At 67.3% G+C, this 25,985-nt stretch carries 22 protein-coding genes; 11 read left to right on the forward strand and 11 right to left on the reverse strand.

Annotated features, from left to right (window positions below; translation table 11 throughout):
• Positions 1–55 precede the first annotated feature (55 nt).
• The 5 genes from BIZ42_RS17325 to BIZ42_RS17345 form a co-directional block, all read right to left on the reverse strand.
• Positions 56–250, reverse strand: a complete 195-nt coding sequence (locus BIZ42_RS17325) for a hypothetical protein (protein ID WP_070427170.1) — start codon at positions 248–250, stop codon at positions 56–58.
• Between the two features lie 67 nt (positions 251–317).
• Positions 318–2,084: an ABC transporter transmembrane domain-containing protein gene (locus tag BIZ42_RS17330; RefSeq protein ID WP_070427171.1), complete on the reverse strand. Its 1,767-nt coding sequence runs from the start codon at positions 2,082–2,084 to the stop codon at positions 318–320.
• A complete protein-coding gene (locus tag BIZ42_RS17335; RefSeq protein WP_083279890.1) occupies positions 2,077–2,685 on the reverse strand; it encodes a YigZ family protein in 609 nt (202 codons plus the stop codon). Before BIZ42_RS17335 ends, BIZ42_RS17330 begins: the two co-directional genes overlap by 8 nt.
• A 44-nt stretch (positions 2,686–2,729) precedes the next feature.
• Positions 2,730–3,710 carry a hypothetical protein gene (locus BIZ42_RS17340; RefSeq protein WP_070427173.1) on the reverse strand — a complete coding sequence of 327 codons (981 nt, stop codon included), beginning with the start codon at positions 3,708–3,710 and terminating at the stop codon, positions 2,730–2,732.
• Positions 3,707–4,261 carry an RNA polymerase sigma factor gene (locus BIZ42_RS17345; RefSeq protein ID WP_026069777.1) on the reverse strand — a complete coding sequence of 185 codons (555 nt, stop codon included), beginning with the start codon at positions 4,259–4,261 and terminating at the stop codon, positions 3,707–3,709. Before BIZ42_RS17345 ends, BIZ42_RS17340 begins: the two co-directional genes overlap by 4 nt.
• Positions 4,262–4,464: 203 nt before the next feature.
• Between BIZ42_RS17345 and BIZ42_RS17350 the strand changes: the two genes are divergently transcribed.
• Positions 4,465–7,347: an EAL domain-containing protein gene (locus BIZ42_RS17350; RefSeq protein WP_070427174.1), complete on the forward strand. Its 2,883-nt coding sequence runs from the start codon at positions 4,465–4,467 to the stop codon at positions 7,345–7,347.
• Positions 7,348–7,368: 21 nt separating this feature from the next.
• On the opposite strand, the gene BIZ42_RS17355 is transcribed toward BIZ42_RS17350, so the two are convergent.
• Both BIZ42_RS17355 and BIZ42_RS17360 read right to left on the reverse strand, forming a co-directional pair.
• Positions 7,369–7,962: a TIGR00730 family Rossman fold protein gene (locus tag BIZ42_RS17355; RefSeq protein WP_019183145.1), complete on the reverse strand. Its 594-nt coding sequence runs from the start codon at positions 7,960–7,962 to the stop codon at positions 7,369–7,371.
• 304 nt (positions 7,963–8,266) lie between these two features.
• Entirely contained in the window at positions 8,267–9,763 is a 1,497-nt protein-coding gene (locus tag BIZ42_RS17360; RefSeq protein WP_019183144.1) for an aminotransferase class III-fold pyridoxal phosphate-dependent enzyme, read from the reverse strand.
• A gap of 247 nt (positions 9,764–10,010) precedes the next feature.
• Here BIZ42_RS17360 and queA point away from each other — a divergent pair, with 247 nt between their 5' ends.
• From queA to fabV, 6 genes are all read left to right on the forward strand, one after another.
• Positions 10,011–11,042, forward strand: a complete 1,032-nt coding sequence (gene queA / locus BIZ42_RS17365; protein ID WP_070427175.1) for a tRNA preQ1(34) S-adenosylmethionine ribosyltransferase-isomerase QueA — start codon at positions 10,011–10,013, stop codon at positions 11,040–11,042.
• Between the two features lie 66 nt (positions 11,043–11,108).
• Entirely contained in the window at positions 11,109–12,239 is a 1,131-nt protein-coding gene (tgt, locus tag BIZ42_RS17370) for a tRNA guanosine(34) transglycosylase Tgt (protein ID WP_019183142.1), read from the forward strand.
• A gap of 155 nt (positions 12,240–12,394) precedes the next feature.
• The gene (gene yajC / locus BIZ42_RS17375) at positions 12,395–12,739 is read left to right on the forward strand and encodes a preprotein translocase subunit YajC (protein WP_019183141.1); all 345 of its coding nucleotides are present in this window, start codon (positions 12,395–12,397) and stop codon (positions 12,737–12,739) included.
• Positions 12,740–12,797: 58 nt separating this feature from the next.
• The gene (secD, locus tag BIZ42_RS17380; protein ID WP_070427176.1) at positions 12,798–14,651 is read left to right on the forward strand and encodes a protein translocase subunit SecD; all 1,854 of its coding nucleotides are present in this window, start codon (positions 12,798–12,800) and stop codon (positions 14,649–14,651) included.
• A 19-nt stretch (positions 14,652–14,670) separates the two neighbouring features.
• Positions 14,671–15,645: a protein translocase subunit SecF gene (gene secF / locus BIZ42_RS17385; RefSeq protein ID WP_019183139.1), complete on the forward strand. Its 975-nt coding sequence runs from the start codon at positions 14,671–14,673 to the stop codon at positions 15,643–15,645.
• A 231-nt stretch (positions 15,646–15,876) separates the two neighbouring features.
• Positions 15,877–17,136 (forward strand): enoyl-ACP reductase FabV, encoded by a 1,260-nt coding sequence (gene fabV / locus BIZ42_RS17390; RefSeq protein WP_070427177.1) that lies wholly within the window; start codon positions 15,877–15,879, stop codon positions 17,134–17,136.
• A 190-nt stretch (positions 17,137–17,326) separates the two neighbouring features.
• Here the strand turns inward: fabV and BIZ42_RS17395 are convergent, their stop codons facing one another.
• From BIZ42_RS17395 to BIZ42_RS17405, 3 genes are all read right to left on the reverse strand, one after another.
• A complete protein-coding gene (locus tag BIZ42_RS17395) occupies positions 17,327–19,396 on the reverse strand; it encodes an EAL domain-containing protein (protein ID WP_070427178.1) in 2,070 nt (689 codons plus the stop codon).
• Positions 19,397–19,488: 92 nt separating this feature from the next.
• A complete protein-coding gene (locus BIZ42_RS17400) occupies positions 19,489–20,673 on the reverse strand; it encodes an NAD(P)/FAD-dependent oxidoreductase (protein WP_070427179.1) in 1,185 nt (394 codons plus the stop codon).
• 10 nt (positions 20,674–20,683) lie between these two features.
• Positions 20,684–21,235, reverse strand: coding sequence for a YaeQ family protein (locus BIZ42_RS17405; protein ID WP_019183135.1), 552 nt, complete (start codon positions 21,233–21,235; stop codon positions 20,684–20,686).
• Between the two features lie 41 nt (positions 21,236–21,276).
• Between BIZ42_RS17405 and BIZ42_RS17410 the strand changes: the two genes are divergently transcribed.
• Positions 21,277–22,161, forward strand: a complete 885-nt coding sequence (locus BIZ42_RS17410; RefSeq protein WP_070427180.1) for a pseudouridine synthase — start codon at positions 21,277–21,279, stop codon at positions 22,159–22,161.
• Between the two features lie 136 nt (positions 22,162–22,297).
• On the opposite strand, the gene BIZ42_RS17415 is transcribed toward BIZ42_RS17410, so the two are convergent.
• Positions 22,298–22,771 (reverse strand): YaiI/YqxD family protein, encoded by a 474-nt coding sequence (locus BIZ42_RS17415; RefSeq protein ID WP_070427181.1) that lies wholly within the window; start codon positions 22,769–22,771, stop codon positions 22,298–22,300.
• Positions 22,772–23,072: 301 nt separating this feature from the next.
• Here BIZ42_RS17415 and BIZ42_RS17420 point away from each other — a divergent pair, with 301 nt between their 5' ends.
• From BIZ42_RS17420 to BIZ42_RS17430, 3 genes are all read left to right on the forward strand, one after another.
• Complete coding sequence (locus tag BIZ42_RS17420; protein ID WP_017356920.1) at positions 23,073–23,282, forward strand: cold-shock protein; 210 nt, start codon at positions 23,073–23,075, stop codon at positions 23,280–23,282.
• Between the two features lie 161 nt (positions 23,283–23,443).
• Positions 23,444–24,136 carry a glutathione S-transferase gene (locus tag BIZ42_RS17425; RefSeq protein WP_070427182.1) on the forward strand — a complete coding sequence of 231 codons (693 nt, stop codon included), beginning with the start codon at positions 23,444–23,446 and terminating at the stop codon, positions 24,134–24,136.
• 37 nt (positions 24,137–24,173) lie between these two features.
• Positions 24,174–25,739: a YdiU family protein gene (locus BIZ42_RS17430; RefSeq protein WP_070427183.1), complete on the forward strand. Its 1,566-nt coding sequence runs from the start codon at positions 24,174–24,176 to the stop codon at positions 25,737–25,739.
• Positions 25,740–25,985 lie beyond the last annotated feature (246 nt).

Consider the following 25,985-nt stretch of genomic DNA (forward strand, 5'->3'; position numbering starts at 1 on the left):
GTCAAGATACTTGGTCAAAAAATGACCAACATCCGTGCAACTTTTTTGCCGGGCCTCAGGTGGTGAGGGTGAGCTCACCACCGGCGGTCCGGAACTGGCGACCGTCGCGGATCAGATGGCGGCCGTCGGCCAACTCATAGCGCGCCCCCTGGCTGTTGCCGGCGGGCGCATCGACCTGCTCGTCCTTGAACTCAATGATGACGTAGTCGTCGCCGTTGGCATCGGTGGCGGGAAACTGTCGGAACGACATGAAACACCTCCTGCAGCGCATCCAGTGAGGGCTGCAGGATGCGACGCCCGGTGTTACCGGCCCGTCATCAATCGATGAACTGCAGGCGCGCCAGTTCGGCGTAGAGACCGCCTTCAGCCAGCAGTTCGGCATGCGTGCCCTGGGCCACGATGCGACCGTGGTCCATCACCACGATGCGGTCGGCCTTGAGCACGGTGGCCAGGCGGTGCGCGATCACCAGCGTGGTGCGCCCGGCCATCAGGCGCTCCAGCGCCTGCTGCACGGCGCGCTCGCTCTGTGCATCCAGCGCGCTGGTGGCTTCGTCGAGCAACAGGATCGGCGCGTTCTTGAGCAGGGCGCGCGCGATCGCGATGCGCTGCTGCTGGCCGCCGGACAGGCGCGCACCGCGCTCGCCAAGCTCGCTGGCATACCCCTCGGGCAGGGCGCGCAGGAACTCATCGGCCTCGGCCGCTTCGGCCGCGCGCTGTACCTCTTCATCGGTGGCATCCAGGCGCCCGTAGCGGATGTTCTCGAACGCGCTGCTGGCAAACAGGGTCGGCTGCTGCGGCACCAGTGCCAGCTGCTCGCGCAGCTGCGCGGGGTCGACCTGGCGCAGGTCCACGCCGTCCACGAGGATGCGGCCGGCAGCCGGATCGTGGAAGCGCAGCAGCATCGACAGGATGGTGCTCTTGCCGGCGCCGGAGGGGCCGACCAGCGCGACCGTTTCACCCGGTCGCACGTGCAGGTCCACATGATCCAGCGCGGCCGTATCCGGGCGCTGCGGGTAATGGAACACCACCTCCTCGAACCGGATCTCGCCGCGCAGTGGCTGCGGCAACGCGGTGGGATCGGCGGGGGCGGTGATCTCCACCTCTTCCTGCAGCAGCTCGGCAATCCGGCCCATGCCACCAGAGGCTCGCTGCAGTTCGTTCCAGACTTCGGCCAGTGCGCCGACCGAGCCGCCGCCGATCAGCGCGTACAGCACGAACTGGCCCAGGGTGCCGGCACTCATGTTGCCGTCGATCACCTCGTGCGCGCCCAACCACAGCACGCCGACGATCGCACCGAACACCAGCACGATGGCGCTGGCGGTGACGATCGATTGTGCGCGGATGCGCCGGCGTGCGGCACCGATGGCATCGCTGAGGGCGGCGTTGAAGCGGCCACGTTCATAGGGCTCGCGCGCGTGCGCCTGCACGGTGCGTACCGCGCCCAGGGTTTCCGAGGCCAGGCTGTTGGCATCGGCGATGCGGTCCTGGCTGGCGCGCGCGATGCTGCGCAGGCGGCGGGCGCCGATGATGATCGGCAGCACCGCCAGCGGAATGCCGACCAGCGACCAGGCCGCCAGGTGCGGGCTGGTCACGAACAGCATCACCAGGCTGCCGATCACGGTGACGCTGCTGCGCAGGGCCACCGACATGGTCGAGCCGATCACGCTGCGCAGCAGTTCGCTGTCGGCGGTCAGGCGCGAGACCAGCTCGCCGCTGCGGCTGCGGTCATGGAAGCCGGCGCCCAGGGTGATCAGGTGCGCGTACAGGCGGCTGCGCAGATCGGCGACCACCTTTTCGCCCAGCAGGGAGACGAAGAAAAAGCGAGCGGCCGTGGCCAGCGCCAGCACCACCGCGACCAGGAACAGCAGGGCAAAGGCCTTGTTGATCTGGCCCCCACTGTTGAAGCCGTGGTCGATCATCTGGCGGACCGCGACCGGCAGGCTCAGCGTAGCCACCGACGACACGGCCAAGGCCACCAGCCAGGCGCTGAACAGCCCGCCATGCCGGCGCACGAATGGCCACAGCGTGTTCAAGCTGCCCAGGCGGCGCATCGGCGTGTCTTGCGGAGCGGGTGCGTCAGTCATTCGATGGGCCTGGTTCGATGCGGGATTCAATACGGACACGATCACGAGTGGCGTCGCGGAGGCGGTTTTTCAACAGCTCGACCTGATCGGCCGGCAAGCGCAGGTGCAGGTTCACGCCGTCGGCGGTGAAGGCTTCGCCCACTTTTTCGGCCAGATGCGCGCCCAGCGCGGCATGCAGCGGGCCCAGATCTTCGAAACCGGCGTGCACATCCAGTTCGGCCATGGCGATCAGAGGCAGCCGTGGCGCGACCCGCAGGCACTCGGCGGCGGTACCGCCGTAGGCGCGCACCAGGCCGCCCGCGCCGAGCTTGATGCCGCCGTACCAGCGGGTGACCACGACCATCACCCGGTCGAAGCCCTGGCCATCGATCGCCGCCAGGATCGGGCGGCCGGCGGTGCCGGCGGGCTCGCCGTCGTCGCTGGAACGGTAGTCGTTGCCGTAGCGATAGGCCCAGCAGTTGTGCGTGGCATCCAGGACGGCAACCTGCTGCAGGAATTCCAGCGCGGCGGCCACATGCGGAATCGGCGTGGCGTGGGCGATGAAGCGGCTGTGCTTGATGTCCAGGCTGTGGCTGACGGTGGTGGCGAGCGTATCGGGCATTCCCACCATTCTAGTGGGGATGCCCGTTCACCGTACGCGCAGCGTCAGTTCTCGAGCAGCTGGCGCAGATCGCGCGGGATGCGCACTTCCGGGTATTGCTGGAGGTAGCGTTCCAGGCTGGCACGCGCGGTATCCACGTCACCGGCATCGCGACGCTCGCGGATGCGCTTGAGCCACTGTTTGCGCGGTAGGCCGGCGTCGGCCGCGACAGCCTGATGCAGGGCGCGCACGGCGTCGTCTGCCGAGGCGGGTGCCGCCATCGGCGCGGCCGCACGACGCATCACGCCAGGCGCGCTGGGCGCGGGCTTGGCCGGTGCGGCGCTCGTGGAGGCGGCGCGCGGCGCTTGGCGCTCGAGGGTGGAGCCGGTCACCACGACACGGTCCAGCGCCGGTTCTGCCGCCTCCATCGCATAGGAGGTGGCCGCTTCGGGCGCCGGGGACGACATCATCGGTGCCGGCGCCTGCACCGGGGCCGGGGCGGGCGGTGCAGGCGCGGCGATGGCTTCCGGGCGCGGCGCTGCGACGCGCCGTGCGCGCTCGGGTGCCGGCGGCGCGGCGCCTGGAGCAGGTGTGGGGTGTGCCGGGGCCTGTGCCTGGGGCTTGGCCGCGCGCTGCTGCTGCACCACCGGCGGTGCCGCGTCAGGCGGTGGCGGAGACGGCGCGGCATCCATCGCCGGTGCAGCGTCGGTGAGTGCGGCGCTCGAGGCCGGGGCAGCGACCGGCTCGGCCAGAGGGGGCGCGGGCGGATCGTCGGGCTTGAGCTGCCACGCAATGCCCACCGCGAAGATCACCGAGGCGGCCAGCCCGAACGCCGCCGGAAGCCGCGAGCGCGGGCGCCGCGAACGGCGGGGCGCATCGGGCGGGAGCTTCCAGGTGGCCGCATCGGCCGCCGGTGCTTCCACGGCGGTGCGCGCGGCCGCCAGCACGGCCTCGTCGATCGCCGGCGCGGGGCCGGTGGCACTGGGCCGGCCCAGCAGCCGGGCCAGTTCGCGTTCTTCAGGGGTCAGCGGATCCGGGCGGTTCATACGGTCAACCCCGCACGGAGTTTGTCCATGGCATAGCGCAGCCGCGATTTGACGGTCTCGCGGCCGACCCCGGTGATCTCGGCAATCTCTTCCAGGCTCAGTTCCTGTTCCAGGCGCAACTGCAGGACCTCGCGCTGCTCGGGCGGCAACTGCTCCATCGCCAGCTGCAGTTGGCGGCGCTGTTCGAATTCGGACAGCTGGGATTCGGGGGTGCGCGCATCGGTGATCGCCGCGACCCGCTCATCGGCGTCGATCGGGGCCGACGGCCGGTGCCTGGCCGCACGCCAGTGGTCATTGAGGCGGTTGTGGGCGATCCGGAACAGCCAGGTGGTGAAGGCGGCCTCGGGCTGCCAGCCGGCCCGCGCGGCGATCACCCGCTGCCAGACATCCTGGAACATCTCATCGGCCAACGCGCCATCGCGCAGCTGGCGCAGCAGGAAGCTGTACAGACGGCTGCGATGACGGCCATACAGCGCCTCGAACGCACGCAGGTCGCCGCCGGCCCAGGCCAGCATCAGTGCTTCATCAGTCGGCAGGGCAAGGGCGTCCACGGCCGACAGAGTAAGCGCTGCGGGGGTGTTCGCATAGTCGATGGGGCGCCGGGCGGCGGAACGGGTTGGCATGGCGATGACCTGGGGCACAGGATCAAGAACGTCCAGCAGCGCCGGACGGGGTTGAGACGCTTCCATTGCCCCCCGGTCCGCGCGTTATGCTCGCAGGACAGGGGAGGTGCCGGGCAGCCGGCGCCCGAGAGATGAGCGACGTGTCCAGCCAGATGGTGACCTCTTCAGTGCAACGCGACGGTGATGCGGTGATTCCTGCCGCGGTCGCCACGGCGTTGTGCGCCCAGTTGCCGGCGGGCGCAGCGGTCGCCCTGGCCTGGTCGGACCCGGTGCTGGGCGAGGGCCGCCACGGCCATCCGGAAGGCGGCGCCGCAGGGCCCGTTCCCAACGCCCCGCGGCAGCAGGCGGCATCGGCGCGGCTGGCCCTGCAGCAATGCTGGCACCATGGCGGCTCGGAACTGACCCTGGACGTGTCACTGGCCGGCGATACGCCGCCACCGGACAGTTGGTGGACGGCCGCGCGCTGCCTGTTCCAGAGCACCGTGCTGCTGGCCCGGCAGCGGCGCGAGATCGCCTCGCTGGAAGACTCCAAGCGCCTGCAGCAGGCACTGTATGAAATCGCCGATCTGGCCGGTGCCGATCTGGAAATGGCCGAGATGCTGCGCCACTTCCACCGCGTGCTCAATTCCCTGATGTATGCGCAGAACTGCTTCATCGTCGAGTACGACGACGTTCGCCACCGGGTCCGCTTCCTGTACTTCGCCGATCAGAAAGATGATTTCGTCGCCGACCCGGACCGCAGCTACGAAGAACACGAAATGCCGCGCAGCCTCACCTTTGCGCTGTTGCGGCATGGCGAGCCATTGAGTGGGCCCTCGCGCGAGCTGCTGGCCATCCTCGATGACGAACACGACCCCGAGCGTGGGCCCGAGAGCCTGGACTGGCTGGGCGTGCCGATGCTGCGCGACGGGCGCGTATGCGGTGCGATCGTGGTGCAGAGCTACGAGCATCGCGCGCGCTATGGCGAGGCCGACCGCACGCTGCTGGGCTATGTCGCCCAGCACATCCTGACCGCGATGGACCGGCGCCAGGCGCAGGTACAGCTGGAGCGGCAGGTGGAGCGCCGCACGGTCGAGCTGCAGCGCGCCAACCGCAACCTGCAGGAGGAGGTGGTCGAACGCCGCCGCGCTGAGAAACTGCAGATGGCGCTGTTCAACATCGCCGAGCTGGCGATGAGCGCCGAGTCGCTGTCGCAGTACTACGGCCAGGTGCATGGCGTCGTTGGCACGCTGCTGGATGCGCGCAATTTCTATATCGCCCTGGTCAACGAAAAAGGTGACGGGCTGGAGTTCGTCTACTCGGTGGACGAGTACAACCCCTCACGCGCACCGCGGCCCTTCAGTGAAGGCTTGACCGAGTTCATCGTGCGTAACCGCCAGCCGCTGCTGGCCACCCGCGAGCGCATCGATGCGCTGCGCGAGAGTGGGGTGGTGCGCGAGTTCGGCGCGCGGTCGAACTGCTGGCTGGGCGTGCCGTTGCTGAGCGATGACGATGTGGTCGGCGTGATCGTGGTGCAGAGTTATTCGCCGGAGGTGGTGTTCACCCTGCACGACCAGCGGCTGCTGACCTTCGTGGCGCAGAACATCGGCAACGGGCTGTCGCGCCAGCGCGACCAGGAGCGGTTGCGCAATGCGCATGCTGATCTGGAAAGGCGCGTGGACGAGCGCACCCGCGAGCTGGCCGACGTCAACGACAAGCTGCTGGGCCAGATCGGCGAGCGCCTGCGCGCTGAGCAGCGCCTCACCCATCAGGCCATGCATGATGCGCTGACCGGACTGCCCAATCGCCTGCATCTGCTGGACCGGCTGGAAGATGCGATCGCACGTGCGCGCGCCAGCGAGGGACAGGGCTTTGCGGTGCTGTTCCTGGATCTGGACCGGTTCAAGCTGGTCAATGACAGCATCGGCCATGCCGCCGGTGATCAGATGCTGGTCGAGGTGGCCAAGCGCATCGTCTCGATGCTCTCCGCACAGGATGTGGTCGCCCGGCTGGGCGGGGATGAGTTCGCGATCCTGCTCCAGTGCGGCGATGGCCTGGCTTCGGCGCTGGAGTTTTCACAGCGCATGCTGGTGGCACTGGAAGAATCGATGTGGGTGAAGGGGCGCGAACTGTTCCCCTCCGGCAGCCTCGGCATCGCCATGTGGAACCCCCGCTACCGCAACGGCGAAGAGCTGGTGCGCGATGCGGATGCGGCGATGTACCGCGCCAAGGCACAGGGCAACGATCGCTGTGCGGTGTTCGATGAGGCGATGCGCGAGCAGGCCCTGCGCAGCCTGGACCTGGAGGCGGACCTGCGCCGGGCCATCATCAACCGCGATTTCATGCCGTTCTATCAGCCGATCGTGCGGCTCAGCGATGGTGAGCTGGTCGGCCACGAAGCGCTGTTGCGCTGGCAGCACGAGCGCCGCGGGTTGCTGCTGCCCAGCGCCTTCCTGGACCTGGGGGAAGAAAGTGGCCTGATCGAACAGGTGGACTGGCTGCTGTACGAGCAGGTGATCACCCAGCTTGCGCGTGGCGGCCGTGGGTATCTGTCCGTCAATGTGTCCCCGCGGCACTTCCGCTCGGCCGATTTCAGCACGCGCCTGTTCGGCCTGATCGAAGCGGCCGGCGCCGATCCGCACCGGCTGCGGCTGGAGATCACCGAGGTGGCGCTGCTGGATGACGGCCCGCGCACGCTGCGCATCCTGCAGACCCTGCGCGAGCGCGGCGTGCTGGTGCAGCTGGATGATTTCGGCACCGGCTTCTCGGCGCTGTCCTACCTGCATCGCTTCCCGATCTCGGCGCTGAAGATCGATCAATCGTTCATCGCCGGCCTGCACGGGCAGGAGATGCAGAGCACGCACGCGCTGGTGCAGGGCGTGCTGTCGCTGGCACGCACGCTCGGCATCGAAACGGTGGGCGAGGGGATCGAGACCCAGGCCCAGCACGACACGTTGCTGCAGCTGGGCTGCGATTACGGCCAGGGCTATCTGCTGGGCCGGCCGGCCCCGATGGCGACTACCGCGACGGCCTGAACCGTCGCGGCAGCACGGGGATCAACGCAGCGCGTTGGCCCGCTTCTCGTCGATCCACTTGGAGGCCTGCGCCGGCTCGTAGGCGCGCATCCAGGCAAGCATTTCATCGATGTCCGAGCCGTACCACAGGTCCGCGCGCTGGGCCGGGTGCAGGAAGCGCTCTTCGACCATGCGATCGATCATGCCGATCAGCGGGGCGTAGAAGCCATCCACATCCAGGAACGCGCAGGGCTTGTTGCCGATGCCCAGCTGGCGCCAGGTCAGCATTTCGAAGATTTCTTCCATCGTGCCGAAGCCGCCGGGCAGGGCCACGAACGCATCGGACAGATCGAACATGCGCGACTTGCGCTCGTGCATCGAACCGACGATTTCCAGCTCGGTGAGGCCGCGGTGGGCCACTTCCCAATCCGCCAGCTGCTGCGGGATCACGCCGGTGACTTCGCCGCCGCCTGCAAGCACGGCATTGGCCACGGTACCCATCAGGCCGACGTTGCCGCCGCCGTAAACCAGGCGCAGGCCATCCCGGGCGATGCGGTCACCCAGCGCGATGGCGCGCTCGGTGTAGACCGGCTTGCTGCCGGGGTTGGAACCACAGTAAACGCAAATCGACTTCATTGGATCTTCCTGTGTTCAGAAACTGACGCAGCGGAAACGAAAAAGCCCCGCCGATGACCAGTGTTCCGGTCTCGTGACGGGGTGTCGTTCCGCGGATGCGGGCGGTGATTATCGCGCGTTATGGGCGTGGAGGCCAATCGGGGCCGGGGGATGGCGGCTGGGTAGTGGTGGCTCTGCCGGATTTGTGGGAGCCGACCAACGGTCGGCTCTACGGGGTTCATGGGAGCCGACCAACGGTCGGCTCTACCGGGTTCATGGGGGTAGAGCCGACCGTTGGTCGGCTGCCGTTGTCCGTACCGCCGCCTCAGGCCGCCTGCGACTGCTCGCGGCGCGGGCCTTCCTTCAGCGCCCGGCCCACCAGCCCGACCAGCAGGTCCAGCTCTTCGCCGTCCATGCCGAAATGCGGGGTGAACCGCAGCGAGTTCTCGCCGCCGTGGATCACGTTGATACCGTGGTTGCGCAGCCATTCCTCGGTGGAGCCGGCGCCGTAGCACTTGAACTGCGGGGCCAGCTCGCAGGAGAACAGCAGGCCGGTGCCCTGGACCTTGGTGATCAGCCCGCCCAGCTCGGTCTTGAGCTGTTCCAGCTTGCGCACCGCTTCCTCGCCACGCACGCGGATGTTCTCGCGCACCTGCGGGGTCAGCAGCGACAGCGTGGCGCAGGCCACGTCCAGTGCCCGCGGGTTGGAGGTCATGGTGTTGCCGTAGATGCCCTTGCGGTACAGCTGCGCGGCGTGTTCGGTCACGGCCAGCACCGAGAGCGGGAACTGGGCCGCATTGAGCGCCTTGGAATAGGTCTCCATGTCCGGCACGTCCAGGCCTTCGAAGCCCGGGTAATCCACGATCGAGAGCACGCCGTGCGCGCGCAGGCCGGCCTGGATCGAGTCGAGCAGCAGCAGGCTGCCGTGCTGGCGGGTCAGCTCACGGGCCAGCGCATAGAACGACGGCGGCACCGAGCGGCCCGGGTCGCCTTCGCCCATCACCGGCTCCAGGAAGATCGCCTCGATGAACCAATGGTTCTGCTCGGCCTCGGCAAACACGCGCTTGAGTGCGTCTTCGTCGTACGGCGCGATCGCGATCACGCTGTCTTCGCCCCGGTAGCTGGCCAGGTGCTGCATGTAGGTCTTGCGGCTGGAATCGGAATACAGGCCCGGGCGGTCGGTGCGGCCGTGGAAGCTGCCCTTCACCACCACGCGCTTGATCCTGGCGCCAGCGTGGCGGGCCCCCGGATCGGTCTGCAGCTTGGCGTTGACGTCGGCGATGCGGGCAGCCAGGCCGACCGCTTCGGAGCCGGAATTGAGGCACATGAAGTGGCTGTACGGGCAGCCGCCGCGGCGGTGGCCGATCTCCTTGCGCAGGGCCTGGATGAAGCGCTGCTGGGACAGGCTGGGGGTCATCACATTGGCCATCACCTGCGGGGCCGCCATGGCGTCCATCACCGCTTCGGGGGTGTGGCCAAAGCCGAGCATGCCGTAGCCGCCGGCGTCGTACAGCACCGCGCCCTTCAGCGTGACCACCCATGCGCCACGGGCGGCCAGGGCGACGTACGGGGTGACCGCATCGTCGGCATAGAAGTTGACGAAGCCGTCCTGCATCGCATCGATCTGGGCGCGCTCGTCCAGGGCCAGCAGGCCGCCCAGATCGGCGCGCACGCGCTCGAACTCAGTGGCGGCGGCGTCGATGGCCGCGACCAGCGCGGGGTGGCCGGCGGCGAGGCGTTCGAGGGTGGCGTCATCCAGGCCGGTGGTGAGGCGGGTGCCCGGCTGGGCGCGGAGTGGGGCAAGACGTTCGATGAAGCTCATTGCAGATCTCCTGAAACGATGGCGGCACGGCGGAAAAGCAAAACGCGCGTCTATTCGCGCGCGCTTCGGGCATTCCTGCTCGTGCATCAGACTTCCGGCTCGATGCTAGCACGCGGTTTTTCGCGCGATAACCCTGCCAAAAACTGTTGCAAAGCAGCATTTTGCGCGACGTTCGCACAAGGCTGGGTTGCTACCGGGAGCCAGTCGTACAATGGCCGACATTGCCTACACGTTGCCGTGCGCTCCCTTGAAGAAGTCCGATTTCAACTACGACCTGCCGCCTGAACTGATTGCCCAGGCTCCGCTCGCCGAGCGTTCGGCCAGCCGCCTGATGGTGGTGCCGCCGGCCCCGGCCGCCTTCGACCACCGCCAGGTGCGCGACCTGCCCGAACTGCTGCGGGAAGGCGACCTGATGGTGTTCAACGATACCCGGGTGATCCCGGCGCGCCTGTTCGGCCAGAAGGCCAGCGGGGGCCGTGTCGAGATCCTGATCGAGCGCCTGCTCGGTGGCCAGCAGGCGCGGGCCCAGGTCGGCGCCAGCAAGTCGCCCAAGCCGGGCAGCCGCATTGCCCTGGATGCCGGTGGCGAGGCCGAAGTGCTGGGGCGCGACGGGGAGTTCTACGTGCTGCAGTTCCACGTGCCCGAGGCGCTGGAGCAGTGGCTGCTGCACGCCGGCCGGCTGCCGTTGCCGCCTTATATCCAGCGCGAGCCGGGCGTGGACGACCGCGAGCGTTACCAGACGGTCTTTGCCCGCGAGATCGGCGCGGTGGCGGCCCCGACCGCCGGCCTGCACTTCGATGAGGCGCTGCTGGCCACGTTGAAGGAAAAGGGCGTGGAGTTCGGCCATGTGACCCTGCACGTGGGCGCGGGCACCTTCCAGCCGGTCCGCGTGGACGATCTGACCGACCACGTGATGCACCGCGAATGGCTGAACGTCGGCGCCGAACTGGTGCAGCAGGTGCGCCGCACCCGCGCCGCGGGTGGCCGGGTGATCGGCGTCGGCACCACGGTGGTGCGGGCCCTGGAAAGCGCCATGCGCGACGGCGAGCTGCTGCCGTACGCCGGTGAAACCCAGATCTTCATCACCCCCGGCTACCGGATCCGCAGCGTGGACGCGATGGTGACCAACTTCCATCTGCCGGAAAGCACGCTGCTGATGATGATTTCCGCCTTTGCCGGCAAGGACCGCGTATTCGAGGCCTATCAGGCGGCGATCGCGGAGAAGTACCGCTTCTTCAGCTATGGCGATGCGATGCTGCTGTTCCCGCAGGGGGAATAACTGGGGCGGGGCAGGCGCGGCCGTTTTCGGCGACAATGGCAGACTATCTGCCCGAATGACCGCTCCATGTCCCGACTCCAGTTCCAGCTCCAGACCACCGACGGTCGCGCCCGCCGCGGCCGCCTGACCTTCCCGCGCGGGACCGTGGAAACCCCGGCCTTCATGCCGGTGGGCACCTATGGCTCGGTGAAGGGCATCCTGCCGGAGCAGATCCGCGCGCTGGGTGCGGAGATCATCCTGGGCAACACCTTCCATCTGTACCTGCGTCCGGGCCTGGACGTGATCGCCGACCACGGCGGCCTGCACGGCTTCGCGCGCTGGAATGGACCGATCCTGACCGACTCCGGCGGCTTCCAGGTGTTCTCGCTGGCCCACCGCCGCAAAATCACCGAGCAGGGCGTGACCTTCTCCTCGCCGACCGACGGGGCCCGTGTGTTCCTGGGTCCGGAAGAGAGCATGCGCATCCAGAAGGTGCTGGATTCGGACGTGGTGATGATCTTCGACGAGTGCACCCCGTACCCGGCCACCGAGCCGGTCGCGCGCACCTCGATGGAGCTCAGCCTGCGCTGGGCCCAGCGCAGCCGCAACGCGCACGATGAACTGGGCAATGACGCAGCGCTGTTCGGCATCGTCCAGGGCGGTGTCCATCACGACCTGCGCAGCCGCTCGGCCGAGGGCCTGCAGCAGATCGGCTTTGACGGGTACGCCATCGGTGGCCTGGCCGTGGGCGAGCCCGAGCACGAGCGCAACGCCATGCTCGACCACATGCACCCGATCCTGCCGGCCGACCGCCCGCGCTACCTGATGGGCGTGGGCCGCCCGGAAGATCTGGTCGAAGGCGTCGCCCGCGGCGTGGACATGTTCGATTGCGTGATGCCGACCCGCAACGCCCGCAACGGCCACTATTTCACCTCGTTCGGCACCGTGCGCATCCGCAACGCCCGCTACGAGCGCGACATGGACACCATCGAGCCGGGCTGCGGCTGCCATGCCTGCACCAGCGGTTACACGCGCTCCTACCTGCGCCACCTGGACCGCTGCAACGAGATGCTGGCGCCCATGCTGGGCACCATCCACAACCTCTATTACTACGAGAAGTTGATGGCCGACATGCGCGAGGCGATCGCGGCGGGAACCTTTGCCGCCTTCCGCGAGTCTTTCTACGCGGCCCGTGGTGCGGTCACGCCCGCGCTGTAAAGTGACCCGGGCCGGCCGCTCCGGCGCGCCGACCCTGCCAAACGGCCCAAGGACGAACTCCCGGGGCCATGGCATACTTCGAGGCTGACCCCCGTTTCGCGGCGACACCCTGACCCTCAAAGGGGGCGGGGCGCCTCCCAACCCAAGGACACACTATGAACCTGCTCGCCTTCCTGATCCCCACCGCCAACGCCCAGGCCGCCGGTGGCCAGCCGCAGGGCATGGGTCTGACCACCCTGCTGTTCCCGATCATCCTGATCGCGATCATGTACTTCCTGATGATCCGCCCGCAGATGAAGCGCCAGAAGGAACACAAGGCCATGCTGGAGAAGGTCAAGCGCGGTGACGAAGTGCTGACCAACGGCGGCATCGCCGGCGTGGTCACCGACATCGGCGACAACTTCATCACCATCGAAGTGGCCGAGAACGTGCGCATCCGCGTGCAGAAGGGCGCCGTGGGCAATGTGCTGCCGACCGGCACGCTGAAGTCGGCCAACTGATCCACCTCCTTTCCGTTCAACCGCGGTGCCGGGACGGGCACCGCGCGGGACCCAAGCAATGCTCGAATTTCCACGCTGGAAGTATTTCCTCATCCTGATCGTGCTGGCGGTCAGTGCGTTGTACGCGCTGCCCAACATCTACCAGAAGGACCCTGCCGTGCAGATCACCGCCAACCGTGGCGGGCAGATCGACGACGCCCTGCGCGACCGCGTACTGGGTGACCTCAAGCAGGCCGGCGTGGAGCCGCTGTCGGTGGCCAAGGAAGGCGACAGCCTGATCGTGCGCCTGCCGACGCTGCAGGCGCAGACCGCCGCCAACGACGCCCTGCGCGACGAGATGGGCGAGGACTACGTGGTTGCCCTGAACCTGGCTTCCACCGTGCCGGACTGGCTGAGCGACCTGGGCGCCAAGCCGATGGTGCTGGGCCTGGATCTGCAGGGCGGCGTCCACTTCGTGCTGCAGGTCGACCAGAAGGCGGCACTGGACAAGCGTCTGGACGCCTACGCCGAAGACGTGCGCACCAGCCTGCGCGATGCCCGCATCGCCTACCAGTCCGTCGAGCGCCGTGGCGACAACACCATCGTGGCCACCATCAGCCCGTCCGCCGGTGCCGATGCGGCCGCGCGTGCCCGCGAGGTCATGGTCAAGGCGCAGCCGACGCTGGGCTATGAGGTGGCGGGCAACCGCATCACCGTCAGCATGCCGGAGACGGAGCTGACCGCGATCGCCAATGGCGCCATCGAACAGAACGTCAACACGCTGCGCAACCGCGTCAACCAGTTGGGCGTGGCCGAGCCGATCATCCAGCGCCAGGGTGCCGACCGCGTGGTCGTGCAGCTGCCCGGCGTGCAGGACACCGCCGAAGCCAAGCGCATGATCGGTGCCACCGCGACGCTGGAATACCGCGCCGTGGTTGAAGGCAACGCCCAGGACGCGATCGCCAGCGGCCGCATCCCGCCGGAGGCCAAGGTCTACCAGCAGCGCGACAACCGCGGCCCGATCCTGCTCAACAAGCGCGTGATCGTGACCGGTGACCAGATGGTCGCCGCGCAGGCCACCACCGACCAGAACGGCTCGGCGGCGGTGAGCGTGACGCTGAACAACGTCGGCGGCCAGCGCATGTTCGACTTCACCAGCGCCAACGTGAACAAGCCGATGGCGGTGGTCTACACCGAGCGCATCCCGACCGTGAACGTGGTCGACGGCAAGGAAGTGCGCAGCTTCCGCGTCAAGGAAGAGGTGATCTCGGTCGCCAACATCAACGGCGTGTTCGGCAAGAACTTCCAGACCACCGGCCTGGACAAGCTCGAAGCGGACAACCTGGCCAAGCTGCTGAAATCCGGCTCGCTGGCTGCGCCGATGGACTTTGTTGAAGAACGCATTGTCGGCCCGAGCCTGGGTGCGGAGAACGTCGAGCGCGGCGTGACCGCGGTCGGCTTCGCGTTCCTGTTCACCTTGGTCTTCTTCACCGTGTACTACCGGATGTTCGGCGTGATCACCTCGGTGGCGATGCTGTTCAACCTGCTGATCGTGGTGGCGGTGATGTCGCTGTTCGGTGCGACGATGACGCTGCCCGGCTTCGCCGGCCTGGCGCTGTCGATCGGCCTGTCGGTCGACGCCAACGTGCTGATCAACGAACGTATCCGTGAAGAGCTGCGGGCCGGCATGCCGCCCAAGGCGGCCATCGTGGCCGGTTACGAGAAGGCTTCCGGGACCATCCTGGACGCCAACCTCACCGGCATCCTGGCGGGTGTGGCGTTGTATGCGTTCGGTACCGGCCCGCTGAAGGGCTTCGCCGTGACCATGATCGTCGGCATCCTGGCCTCCATGTTCACTGCAATCACCGTCTCGCGTGCCCTTGCCGTGCTGGTTTACAGCCGCCGCAAGAAGCTCAAGACCCTGGCCATCTGACGGGAAGCGAATAGAAACCATGAAACTTTTCCCGTTGCATCTGATCCCGAACGACACCAAGTTCGACTTCATGCGCACCCGTTGGGTGGCTGTCTCGCTGGCTGCCCTGGTGTTCATTGCCGCCATCGGCTGCATTGCCTTCAAGGGCTTCAACTACGCGCTGGACTTCACCGGTGGCACCGTGGTCGAAGTGCGCTTCGACAAGCCGGCTGACGTCGATGCCGTGCGTGAGCATCTGGAAGGCGCCGGCTATGCCGGTGCCCAGGTGCAGAGCTTCGGCAGCGGCAGCAACCTGCTGATCCGCCTGCAGCCGCAGGAAATGGCCGAAGGCGAGAACGCCGGTGAAGCCAACAACCGCACCGCCGAAGCCGTGCAGAAGGCGATCTCGATGGAGGGCAACCAGGCCGCCATCGTCGGCGCCGAGTTCGTCGGCCCGCAGGTGGGTAAAGAGCTGGCCCTGAACGGCCTGTACGCGGCGCTGTTCGTGCTGATCGGCTTCCTGATCTACATCGGTTTCCGCTTCGAGTGGAAGTTCGCGATGGTGGCGATCATCACCACGCTGTTCGACGTGCTGGTGGTGGCGGGCTACTTCTCGCTGAGTGGCCGCGAGTTCGATCTGACCGTGCTGGCCGGCCTGCTGTCGGTGATGGGCTTCTCGATCAACGACACCATCGTGGTGTTCGACCGCGTGCGTGAAAACTTCCGCAGCCTGCGCGTCGAGCCGCTGGAAGTGATGAACCGTTCGATCAACCAGACGCTGTCGCGCACGATCATCACCTCGCTGGTGTTCTTCCTGTCGGTGCTGGCGCTGTACCTGTACGGCGGTGGTTCGCTGGAAGGGCTGGCGCTGAGCCAGATGATCGGTGCGGTGATCGGTACGCTGTCGTCGATCTTCATCGCCTGCCCGCTGCTGACGATGGGCGCGCTGGCCGTGACCAAGCAGGATCTGCTGCCGAAGGCCAAGGACGTGGAAGCGCTGGAGCGTCGTCCGTAAGGTTTCTGGTGGTCTGCAACATCCGGAAGGCCGCGCATTGCGCGGCCTTTCTTTTGGGGCTGCCCGCAGAGCGCGCCAGGGCGGGACCGTCACCTCCCATACACCCCCGTCGGTTGTACTCAGCGGCGCTGCGCACTACGATCCCTTGCGTTCCGCGCAGCCGCCCAGGTGGCGCGCGACCTCCCTTTTCATCGCGCCGGTCCGCCCTGCGCCAGTCCCCTCGAGGTTTACATGGTCATCAAACCGCGTGTGCGCGGCTTCATCTGCGTCACCACCCACCCCGTCGGCTGCGATGCGGCCGTCAAGCAGCAGATCGAGTACATCCAGTCCAAGCCGAAGATCACCAACGGCCCGAAGAAGGTGCTGGTGCTCGGTGCCTCCACCGGCTACGGCCTGGCTGCGCGCATCACGGCAGCGTTCGGCAGTGATGCCGCCACGCTGGGTGTGTTCTTCGAGCGTCCGGGTACCGAGACCAAGCCGGGCACGGCTGGCTGGTACAACACCGCCGCGTTCCACAAGTACGCCGAGCAGGCCGGTCTGTACGCCAAGAGCGTCAACGGCGATGCCTTCTCCGACGAGGTCAAGGCCAAGGTCATCGAGCTGATCAAGCAGGATCTCGGCCAGGTCGACCAGGTGGTGTACAGCCTGGCCGCGCCGCGCCGCAAGCATCCCGGGACCGGTGAAGTGATCAGCTCCACGCTCAAGCCGATCGGCGCACCGATCACGCTGCGCGGCCTGGATACCGACAAGGAAGTGATCACCGAAACGACGATCGAGCCGGCCACGCCGGAAGAGATCGCCGGTACCGTCGCCGTCATGGGCGGCGAAGACTGGCAGATGTGGATCGATGCGCTGCTCGAGGCCGGTGTGCTGGCCGAAGGCGCGACCACCACGGCCTTCACCTACGTCGGTGAGGAAATCACCCAGGCGATCTACTGGAACGGCTCCATCGGCGCGGCCAAGAAGGATCTGGACGAGAAGGTCGTCGGCCTGCGTCAGAAGCTGGCGCCGATCGGTGGCGATGCGCGCGTATCGGTGCTCAAGGCCGTGGTCACCCAGGCCAGCTCGGCGATCCCGACCATGCCGCTGTACCTGTCGCTGCTGTTCAAGGTGATGAAGGCCAAGGGCACCCACGAGGGCTGCATCGAACAGCTCGATACCCTGTACGACATCCTCTACGGCGGCAAGGACGCGGGTACCGCGACCGAGCGCCTGCGCCACGACCTGGTCACCGATGGCGGCCGCAAGGTCGAGCTGATCGACGACGCCGGCCGTCTGCGCGCGGACTACAAGGAAATGGCGCCGGAGGTGCAGGGCGAAGTGGTCGCGCTGTGGCCGCAGGTGACCAACGAGAACCTCTACGAGATCAGCGATCTGGCCGGCTACAAGGCCGACTTCCTGCGTCTGTTCGGGTTCGGCGTGGAAGGTGTGGATTACGATGCCGATGTCGCCACCGACGTGAAGATCCCGAACCTGGTCGAGATGGCCTGACCGGAAGGATGGATGCCGACCAACGGTCGGCATCTACCCGCGCGGCCACAGATGCACGCGCGATGACCCCATCGATGCACGTGCGGTCACCCCATCGATGCACGTGCGGTGCGCCCAATGATGCCCGCGCGCTGCGCCCATTGATGCGCGGAAGAGGGTAGGTCGCGACCGTTGGTCGTGACGCTCCCAATCAGCTGAAATCGAAATCCATCACCGGGCCGGCCGGGCCGACGAAGTCGCCCTGCACGTAGTCCACCCCGGCACTGAAAAGCAGGCTCATCGAGTTGGCATCGGCGACGAACTCAGCGATGGTGCGGATGTTGGCGGCCTGCGCCCGCGCGGTGATCTCGCTGATCTTCCCGCTGTGTTCGCGGGTGCTGGCGAGGTCGCAGGTGAAGTCGCGGTCCAGCTTGAGGAACTGCGGCTGGAAATGGGCCAGCAGCTGGAACGAGTCCAGCCCCGAGCCGAACTGCTCCAGGCCGATCCGGCAGCCGAGCGGCGCGATCGCCGCCAGGAACTGCTGCGCATTGCGCAGGTGGGTGAACACCTTTGCCTCCGGGGCATGCAGCCACAGCTGTTCGCCCGGGACGCCCTGGGCCTGCAGCTCGCGGCGCAGGGTGACGATCATCTGCGGGTCGTTGAACGACTCCGGGGTGATCTTGACCATCAGGTGGGTGACGTGGCCCTCGCGCCTGCGTGCGGCGAGCATGCCGATCGCGTGGGTGACCACCCAGCGGTTGATGTCGGCCAGCAGGCCGTGCTCCTCGGCGATGCCCAGGAACGCGGTCGGGCTGAGCAGCTCGCCGTTGTGCTCCAGGCGCAGGTAGGCCTCGTACAGCTCCAGCGCTTCGCCCTGCAGGTTGAGCACCGGCTGGTAATGCAGCTGGAAGCCATCGCCGTCCAGCGCCTGGCGGATGCGGGCGACCCAGTGCTGGATGCGTTCTTCTTCCACGCGGTCCACCGCCGCCGGGTCGAACACCCGGGTGGTGTTGCCCAGTTCCAGGGCTGCCTGCGTGCACTCGGTGGCGCGCGCCAGCACTTGGCCGATGCTGGCGATCTTTTCGCCGACCTGCACGCCGCCGACACTGACGGTGACTGTGGCCGAGCGCTCGCCGATGCTGAACACCTGCGCGGCGAAGGCGGCCCGGATCTGGTCGGCCAAGACGACGGTCTGCGCGTAGGGTGCTTCGGTGAGCACGGCGAAGCTGTGTTCACCGAAGCGGGCCACCTGGGCAGCGTCGCCAACGGATTGGGCCAGCACGCGGGCAAGGGCGCCGATCAGCGCGTCGGCCGAGTCCAGCCCGATCTCCGGCAGCAGGCGCGCGTAGTGGTCGGGCTCGACCAGCAGCAGGCCGAACCGGCCCTCGCTGCGGCCGGCCTGGGCCACGGCATTTTCGACATGCAGCATGAAGGTCGGTCGGTTGAGCAGGCCGGTGACCTGGTCGCGCTGGCGCAGGTCCTCCACCTCGCGCGCCAGCTCCGGGTCGAACTCCATGCGGCGGCGGAACACCACCTGCAGGCAGGATTCGCCTTCGTAGCTGGCCTGGGTGAACTCCATCGTGGCCGGGAACACCGCCCCGTCCTGGTTGCGTGCGTCCACCTGGTACTGCGGCGGCGGTGCATCGCCCTTGCTCATCGACTTGAGCAGCTGCTTGAAGCCGTCCACGTGCTGCGGGGCGACCATGTCCAGCAGCGAGATGCCCTCCACATCCTCGAAGGTCTCGTAGCCGAACATCTCCAGGTAGGCCTCGTTGGCGCGGATGTGCATGCCTTCATGGACATAGGCGATCGGGTCGCGCGAGGAGGAGATCAGCGCGTCGCAGCGGCGCTCGGTCTCGCGCATCTGGGCCTCGATCCGGCGCAGCCCGCGGCGCGCGTGCAGATCGGTCCATTCATTGCGCACCACCGCCAGCAGGTGCTCGGGGCGGTGGCGCAGTGCGATGGCGCGGATGCCATTGGCACCGGCCTCGACCCACTCGTTTTCATTGATCGACTCGGCCAGCAGGATCATGGGGATGTCCTTGCCACTGGCCGCGATCTGCTGGGTGACCTGCAGCAGCGGGATGCTCTGGGCGGCAGCGACCAGTACCAGGTCGATCGGCTGGGTGCCCAGGACCTGGGCCAGTTCCTCGCCGTGCTGCGGGCGCGTCGGGCGCACCGCGATGCCGCTGTTGCGCAGCGTGCTGACGATGGTCTCGGCGTTCTCGCCGCTGTCGTCCACGATCAGCAGGCGGACCGTCATGTCATTCGCGTTCTGCATTCAGTACTCCCCGGACTGCAAACTTGATACACGATGCGTGTGACTACGTCCATGCGGCAAACCGTAGCCGATCACGGAACGCGGGTCCCGGCTCAGGCCACGCTGCCCGCGGCATGGCCACAGGCCCAGGCCCATTGGAAGTTGTAGCCCCCCAGCCAGCCGGTCACGTCCAGCACCTCCCCGATGAAGTGCAGGCCGGGAACCAGTTGCGATTCAAAGGTACTGGAGGACACCTTGCGGGTGTCGACCCCGCCCAGCGTCACCTCGGCGGTACGGTAGCCCTCGGTGCCACTGGCGACCAGCGGGAAATTCTGCAGCAGATCGGCCGCCTCGCGCAGCTGCGGCTCGTCGATCTGGCGCACCAGCCGGTCCGGCAGCCAGTGCTCGCACAGGCGCAGCGCGAGCCGCCGCGGCAGCACCTCGGACAGCACCGTGCGCAGCTCGGCGGCGCCGCGCTCGGCCTTCATCCGGCGCAGCCAGCCCAGCGCGTCCTGGCCCGGCAGCAGGTCCAGCCGCAGCTCATCGCCGGGCTGCCAGTACGAAGAGATCTGCAGGATCGCCGGGCCGCTGATGCCGCGGTGGGTGATCAGCATGGAATTGCGGAACTCGACCCCGTTGCAGCGCGCCTCGATCGGCAGGGCGACGCCGCTGAGCTCGTTGAAGCGCTCCTGGTGCTTGCCGCTCAAGGTCAGCGGCACCAGCCCGGCCCGGGTCGGCAGGACCTCGTGGCCAAACTGGCGGGCCAGCTCATAGCCGAAGCCGGTGGCGCCCATGCTCGGGATCGACAAGCCACCGGTGGCGACCACCAGCGAGGCGGCGTGGAAGTGACCCTGCGCGGTGTGCACGTGGAAACCGTCCGCGCCGCGCTCGACCTTCTGCACCCCGCAGTCGGTGCGGATCTGCACCCCGGCGGCCTGGCATTCGTCCACTAGCATCTTCACGATCTGCTTGGAGGAGATGTCGCAGAACAGCTGGCCCAGTTCTTTTTCGTGATACGCGATGCCGTGCCGCTCCACCATCTCGATGAAGTGCCAGGGGGTGTAACGGGCCAGCGCGGATTTGCAGAAGTGCGGGTTGGCCGACAGGAAGTTGGCGGCCGTGGTGCCGGTGTTGGTGAAGTTGCAGCGCCCGCCGCCGGACATCAGGATCTTCTTGCCGACCTTGTTGGCATGGTCGATCACCTGCACCATGCGCCCGCGTCTGCCAGCGGTCATCGCACACATCAGCCCGGCCGCGCCGGCGCCGATCACCAGTACATCGCATCGGATCACGGACATCTCAGCGCGCTCAGGCCTGCGGTTTCTGCTTGCGCCAGGTGGGGATGACGCTGAGCTGGGCCTTGTCGGAGGTCAACTGCACTTCGCCATCCTGGATCTGCACGTCCCACTGCATCGTGCGTTCGATCTGCGCGCCCCATTCGGTGACGAACTCGCCCGGCAGGTCCATCACCTCCAGCGTGGCGAGCTTCTTCAGCGCGGAAGCGTTGCGGTCCCACCAGATGTCGGCGGCGCGGCCGCCGTAGGTGACCAGCTGCACCGCGCGCGCGCGGCCGGCGGCCTTGCGCAGGCGCGACTCGTCCGGCTGGCCCAGTTCGATCCACAGTTCGATGTCGCCGGTGTAATCGCGGCGCCACAGGTCCGGTTCGTCATCCACGCTCAGGCCGCGGCCGAATTCCAGCCGGTCGTCGGCGTTCAGCGCGAAGGTGAGCAGGCGCACCATCAGGCGGTCGTCGGTTTCGGACGGATGCTGGGCCAGCGTCAGCGTATGGCTGGCGTAGTAGCCGCGGTCCATGTCGCTGATCTGCAGTTCGGCCTTGCGGATGGTGGCGGTGAGGGCCATGGGGATACCTGAAACAAAGAGCGCCATGATAATGGTTCGCCATGAGTCCGTCCGATCCGATCCTTGCCACCCCCGCGCCCAGTCGCCTGCAGTTGCCGCCCGGCGACTGGCCGAGCCTGCTGGACGGGCTGTGTGCGCGCTTCCCGCGCATCGACCGCGCGCAGTGGGTGGATCGCTTCGCCCGTGGGCGGGTACGGAACGCGCAGGGCAGGGCGCTCGCTCCGGATCATCCCTGGCAGGTCGGGCTGGAGATCGTCTACTTCCGTGAAGTGGCCGATGAGCCGGTGATTCCCTTCGCCGAGGCGATCGTCCATCAGGACGCAGAGCTGCTGGTGGCCGACAAGCCGCACTTCCTGCCGGTTACCCCGGCGGGCGGCTACGTGCGCGAGACCCTGCTGGCGCGGCTGGTGGCGCGCACCGGCAACCCCGACCTGGTGCCGCTGCACCGCCTGGACCGGTTGACCGCCGGGCTGGTGCTGTTCTCGACCCGGCCCGATACCCGCGATGCCTACCAGCGCCTGTTCCGCGAGCGGCGCATCGAGAAGGTCTACGAAGCCTTGGCGCCGGCCCTGCCGCAGGTGGCGTTCCCGCTTGAGCGCCAGACCCGGCTGGTCCCGGGCGAGCCGTTTTTCCGCATGGCCGAGGTGACCGGCGAGCCCAATGCCCGGACCCGCATCGAGGTGATCGAGCGAACCGGGCCGGTCTGGCGTTATCGGCTGCACCCGGTGAGTGGCCGCAAGCACCAGTTGCGCGTGCACATGGCGGGGCTGGGCGCGCCGATCCTCGGGGACGATCTGTACCCGGAGCTGCGCGCGGATGCGCCGGCGGGGGTGCCGCTGCAGCTGCTGGCCAACGAATTGGCGTTCGATGACCCGTTCACCGGAGAGCGGCGCACGTTCTCCAGCGGGCTGTCGCTCCACCTGTAGGGCCGGCCGCTGGCCGGCTGCGGGGGGCCATGGGTAGATCCTGTGGTCGGCAGGTGCTGAGGAGGCGCCGGCCATCGGCCGGCACTACGGATATCGGCCCTGGGTCACGCCGGACCTTCATCCAGCTGGCGGTTCATCACACTGAACGCTTGGCCAGCCAACGATCCAGCTGCGCGGCGAAGGCCTGTTTGTCGCGCGCGTGCAGGGGCGCCGGCCCGCCGGTCTGGATGCCCGAGCCGCGCAGTTCCTCCATGAAATTGCGCATGGACAGGCGCTCGGCCATGTTGTCGGGCGTGTACAGCTCGCCACGCGGGTTGAGCGCGACGGCCTTTTTATCCAACACGAGGGCGGCCAAGGGGATGTCCTGCGTGACGACCAGGTCGCCCGGCTGGACCCGCTCGACGATCACGCTGTCAGCCACATCCAGGCCTGGCGGCACCTGTACCGATCGGATGAAACGGGACGGGGGAGTGCGCAGCCAGTGGTTCGCGACCAGGGTCATCTCGATCCCGGCGCGCTCGGCGGCGCGGAACAGGATCTCCTTGATGACGGCCGGGCAGGCATCGGCGTCCACCCAGATATGAACTTTAGGGGTCGGGGCATCGGTCATTTGGCTGATCTTAAGGTAGGAAAAATCTGAATAGGCGCTCCGGTTTCGTGTAGGATCGCCCGACCCCTTGTCCTGTCAGGCGGGAGGGGGAGGATGGCTGAATAAACCAGCTATCGCTTTTTCGGTAAAACACGAGTATCGTCACCCACACTGTGTTTGCTAGGGTCACCGTGAATCGTGGCCTGGTGCAGTTGATCTCACGATCTGCTCATCGATCCGCTTTACCAACGCCTGCAACTCAGTCTCGGCTCCGATACGCGGCGGCCGCGATTATTTCAACTATTGTTTCAGGAGTTAGTACATGTCTGATCGTCAGCAGGGCACCGTGAAGTGGTTCAACGATGCCAAGGGCTTCGGCTTCATCACCCCGGAAAGCGGCCCGGACCTCTTCGTGCATTTCCGCGCGATCCAGGGCACCGGCTTCAAGTCGCTGCAGGAAGGCCAGAAGGTGACCTTCGTCGCCGTGCAGGGCCAGAAGGGTATGCAGGCTGACCAGGTGCAGGCGGTCTAATCGACCCCCCGCAACCGTAAGGTCGCCTTGAACGCCGGAAGCGAAAGCTTCCGGCGTTTTTTATTGGGCGATGCCTGGCCCTGGTCGACGCGGCGCAGGTTGAAGACGTCACCGTGTCAGCCACCCGGTTACGATGCCGCTTTGCCCCTGCGGAACCGTCGATGATCAAGGTGCACCATCTGGACCACTCCCGCTCGCTGCGCGTGCTGTGGATGCTTGAAGAGCTGGGCCTGCCGTATCAGGTGGTCAACTACCAGCGCGATCCCAAGACCTGGCTGGCACCGCAGGCGCTGCGTGACGTGCACCCGCTGGGCAAGTCCCCGGTGCTGCAGGACGATGCACTGGTATTGGCTGAATCCGGCGCGATCCTGGAGTACCTGGCCGACCGCTATGACAGCGGCCGCCAGCTCTCGCCCGAGCCGATGCCTGCCCAGGCGCCCGAACGCGTGCGTTATCGCTACTGGCTGCACTACGCCGAAGGCTCGGCGATGCCGCCGCTGGTGATGACACTGGTGTTTTCGCGGCTGCGCAATGCGCCGATGCCGTTCTTCGCCAAGCCGATCGCACGCTCCATCGCCGACAAGGCGCTGAAGGGGTTCGTGGGGCCGCAGGTGAAGCTGCACATGGACTGGATGGAGCGCGAGCTGGGCCAGTCGCCGTGGTTTGCCGGTGAGCGCTTCACCGCAGCGGACATCCAGATGAGTTTCCCGATCCAGGCCGCCGCCGCGAGAGGGGGCGATATGGCCGCCTACCCGCGGCTGCAGTCCTTCCTGAGCCGGATCGAACAGCGCCCGGCCTACCAGCGTGCGGTGGAGCGGGGCGGTCCGCTGAACCTGGGCGGCGGTTCACGCTGAGCTTGCGGGGCAGCCCGGCTGCCCCCATTTCATGCGGATGAGCACCCAGCCCCTGCGTTTCGACAACCGCTTCATCCGTGACCTGCCCGGCGATCCGGAAACCGGCCCGCGCGTGCGCGAGGTGCGCCAGGCCGCGTGGTCGTCGGTGATGCCGACCCCGGTCGCCGCCCCACGGCTGCTGGCGTACTCGCCGGACGTGGCCGCGCTGCTGGGCATGGGCGAGGACCTGATCCAGAGCGAGGACTTCGCACGGGTGTTCGGCGGCAATGCGCTGTATGCCGGGATGGCACCGTGGGCGGCCAACTATGGTGGCCATCAGTTCGGCCACTGGGCGGGGCAGCTCGGCGATGGCCGTGCGATCTCGCTGGGCGAACTGCTCACCCCGGAAGGGACGCACTGGGAACTGCAGTTGAAGGGCGCCGGGCGCACGCCTTACTCGCGCGGTGCCGATGGGCGCGCGGTGCTGCGCTCGTCGATCCGCGAGTTCCTGTGCAGCGAGGCGATGCATCACCTCGGCGTGCCGACCACGCGCGCGTTGAGTCTGGTCGGCACCGGCGATGCGGTCGTGCGTGACATGTTCTATGACGGTCATCCGCAGGCCGAACCCGGCGCGATCGTCTGCCGCGTCGCGCCGTCCTTCATCCGTTTCGGCACGTTTGAACTGCCGGCCTCGCGCGGCGACACCGCGTTGCTGCGGCAGTTGGCCGATGTCTGCATCGCGCGCGATTTTCCTGCGCTGGCAGAGGCGGGCGAGGCACGCCACGCACGCTGGTTCGCCGAGATCTGCGAACGCACCGCAGTGCTTGTCGCGCACTGGATGCGCGTGGGGTTCGTGCATGGCGTGATGAACACCGACAACCTGTCGATTCTGGGTCTCACCATCGATTACGGCCCGTATGGCTGGGTTGAGGACTACGATCCGGAGTGGACCCCCAACACCACCGATGCGCAGGGCCGGCGGTATCGCTTCGGCACGCAGCCGCAGGTGGCGTACTGGAATCTCACCCGGCTCGCGCAGGCATTGGCACCGCTGTTCGAGGATGTCACCCCGCTGCATGACGGGCTGGCGCGTTTCCAGCAGGTGCACGCCGAATGCGAGCGCGCCGACATCGCCGCCAAGCTGGGCCTGGACACCTGCCGCGATGACGATGTGGCGCTGATGGCCGCGTGGCTGGAGATCCTGCACGAGGGGGAGATGGACATGACCATCGCCTTCCGTAGCCTGATGGATCTCGATCCCGCCGCGCCGTCGGTGGCGGTGCTGGAAGACGCGTTCTACAGCCCGGCACACCGGGAAGCGGTGCTGCCGTCATTGCAGGCGTGGCTGCAGCAGTACGCGGCGCGGCTGCGCGCCGATGGGCTGAGCGCGCAGGCGCGGCAGCAGCAGATGGGCCGCGCCAACCCGGTGTACGTGCTGCGCAACTGGCTGGCCCAGGAAGCGATCGAGCAGGCCGAGCAGGGCGATCCGAGCGGGGTGCACACGCTGCTGGAGGTGTTGCGACGCCCGTATGAGGTACAGCCCGGGCGGGAGCACTTCGCGGGCAAGCGGCCCGAGTGGGCCCGTGAGAAGGCCGGCTGCTCGATGCTGTCCTGCAGCTCATAGGGCAGTGCGGGCGCTGCCCTATGAGCTGCCCGCCATCGGACGTTTCCACCCGTGAATTCTGCCTTGATGCCGCCTGGCTGATGCTGGGTCGCGCGCGTCGCCGTGCCTGCGTCTACGACAATGGTCGTACGGGCGATGTTCGATAATCGCACGCATAGTCGATAAACGCACTTGAATGGTGCAGTGCGATAAACCTACTTTCAATCCCGTTCCAAGCGATCCACCTCTGGCGGGCGAGGGCAGTAC

The sequence above is a fragment of the Stenotrophomonas sp. LM091 genome (genome assembly GCF_001806305.1).
In the GTDB taxonomy this organism is placed as follows: Bacteria; Pseudomonadota; Gammaproteobacteria; order Xanthomonadales; family Xanthomonadaceae; genus Stenotrophomonas; species Stenotrophomonas bentonitica_A.

Coding starts and splice junctions, on each gene's coding strand:
- BIZ42_RS17395 (WP_070427178.1), bottom strand. CDS start 19,396: ATGCAGAACGCGAATGACATGACGGTCCGCCTGCTGATCGTGGACGAC.
- BIZ42_RS17335 (WP_083279890.1), bottom strand. CDS start 2,685: ATGCCCGATACGCTCGCCACCACCGTCAGCCACAGCCTGGACATCAAG.
- yajC (WP_019183141.1), top strand. CDS start 12,395: ATGAACCTGCTCGCCTTCCTGATCCCCACCGCCAACGCCCAGGCCGCC.
- BIZ42_RS17360 (WP_019183144.1), bottom strand. CDS start 9,763: ATGAGCTTCATCGAACGTCTTGCCCCACTCCGCGCCCAGCCGGGCACC.
- fabV (WP_070427177.1), top strand. CDS start 15,877: ATGGTCATCAAACCGCGTGTGCGCGGCTTCATCTGCGTCACCACCCAC.
- tgt (WP_019183142.1), top strand. CDS start 11,109: ATGTCCCGACTCCAGTTCCAGCTCCAGACCACCGACGGTCGCGCCCGC.
- BIZ42_RS17425 (WP_070427182.1), top strand. CDS start 23,444: ATGATCAAGGTGCACCATCTGGACCACTCCCGCTCGCTGCGCGTGCTG.
- BIZ42_RS17400 (WP_070427179.1), bottom strand. CDS start 20,673: ATGTCCGTGATCCGATGCGATGTACTGGTGATCGGCGCCGGCGCGGCC.
- BIZ42_RS17350 (WP_070427174.1), top strand. CDS start 4,465: ATGAGCGACGTGTCCAGCCAGATGGTGACCTCTTCAGTGCAACGCGAC.
- BIZ42_RS17355 (WP_019183145.1), bottom strand. CDS start 7,962: ATGAAGTCGATTTGCGTTTACTGTGGTTCCAACCCCGGCAGCAAGCCG.
- BIZ42_RS17330 (WP_070427171.1), bottom strand. CDS start 2,084: ATGACTGACGCACCCGCTCCGCAAGACACGCCGATGCGCCGCCTGGGC.
- BIZ42_RS17405 (WP_019183135.1), bottom strand. CDS start 21,235: ATGGCCCTCACCGCCACCATCCGCAAGGCCGAACTGCAGATCAGCGAC.
- secF (WP_019183139.1), top strand. CDS start 14,671: ATGAAACTTTTCCCGTTGCATCTGATCCCGAACGACACCAAGTTCGAC.
- secD (WP_070427176.1), top strand. CDS start 12,798: ATGCTCGAATTTCCACGCTGGAAGTATTTCCTCATCCTGATCGTGCTG.
- BIZ42_RS17325 (WP_070427170.1), bottom strand. CDS start 250: ATGTCGTTCCGACAGTTTCCCGCCACCGATGCCAACGGCGACGACTAC.
- BIZ42_RS17430 (WP_070427183.1), top strand. CDS start 24,174: ATGAGCACCCAGCCCCTGCGTTTCGACAACCGCTTCATCCGTGACCTG.
- BIZ42_RS17340 (WP_070427173.1), bottom strand. CDS start 3,710: ATGAACCGCCCGGATCCGCTGACCCCTGAAGAACGCGAACTGGCCCGG.
- BIZ42_RS17410 (WP_070427180.1), top strand. CDS start 21,277: ATGAGTCCGTCCGATCCGATCCTTGCCACCCCCGCGCCCAGTCGCCTG.
- BIZ42_RS17415 (WP_070427181.1), bottom strand. CDS start 22,771: ATGACCGATGCCCCGACCCCTAAAGTTCATATCTGGGTGGACGCCGAT.
- BIZ42_RS17420 (WP_017356920.1), top strand. CDS start 23,073: ATGTCTGATCGTCAGCAGGGCACCGTGAAGTGGTTCAACGATGCCAAG.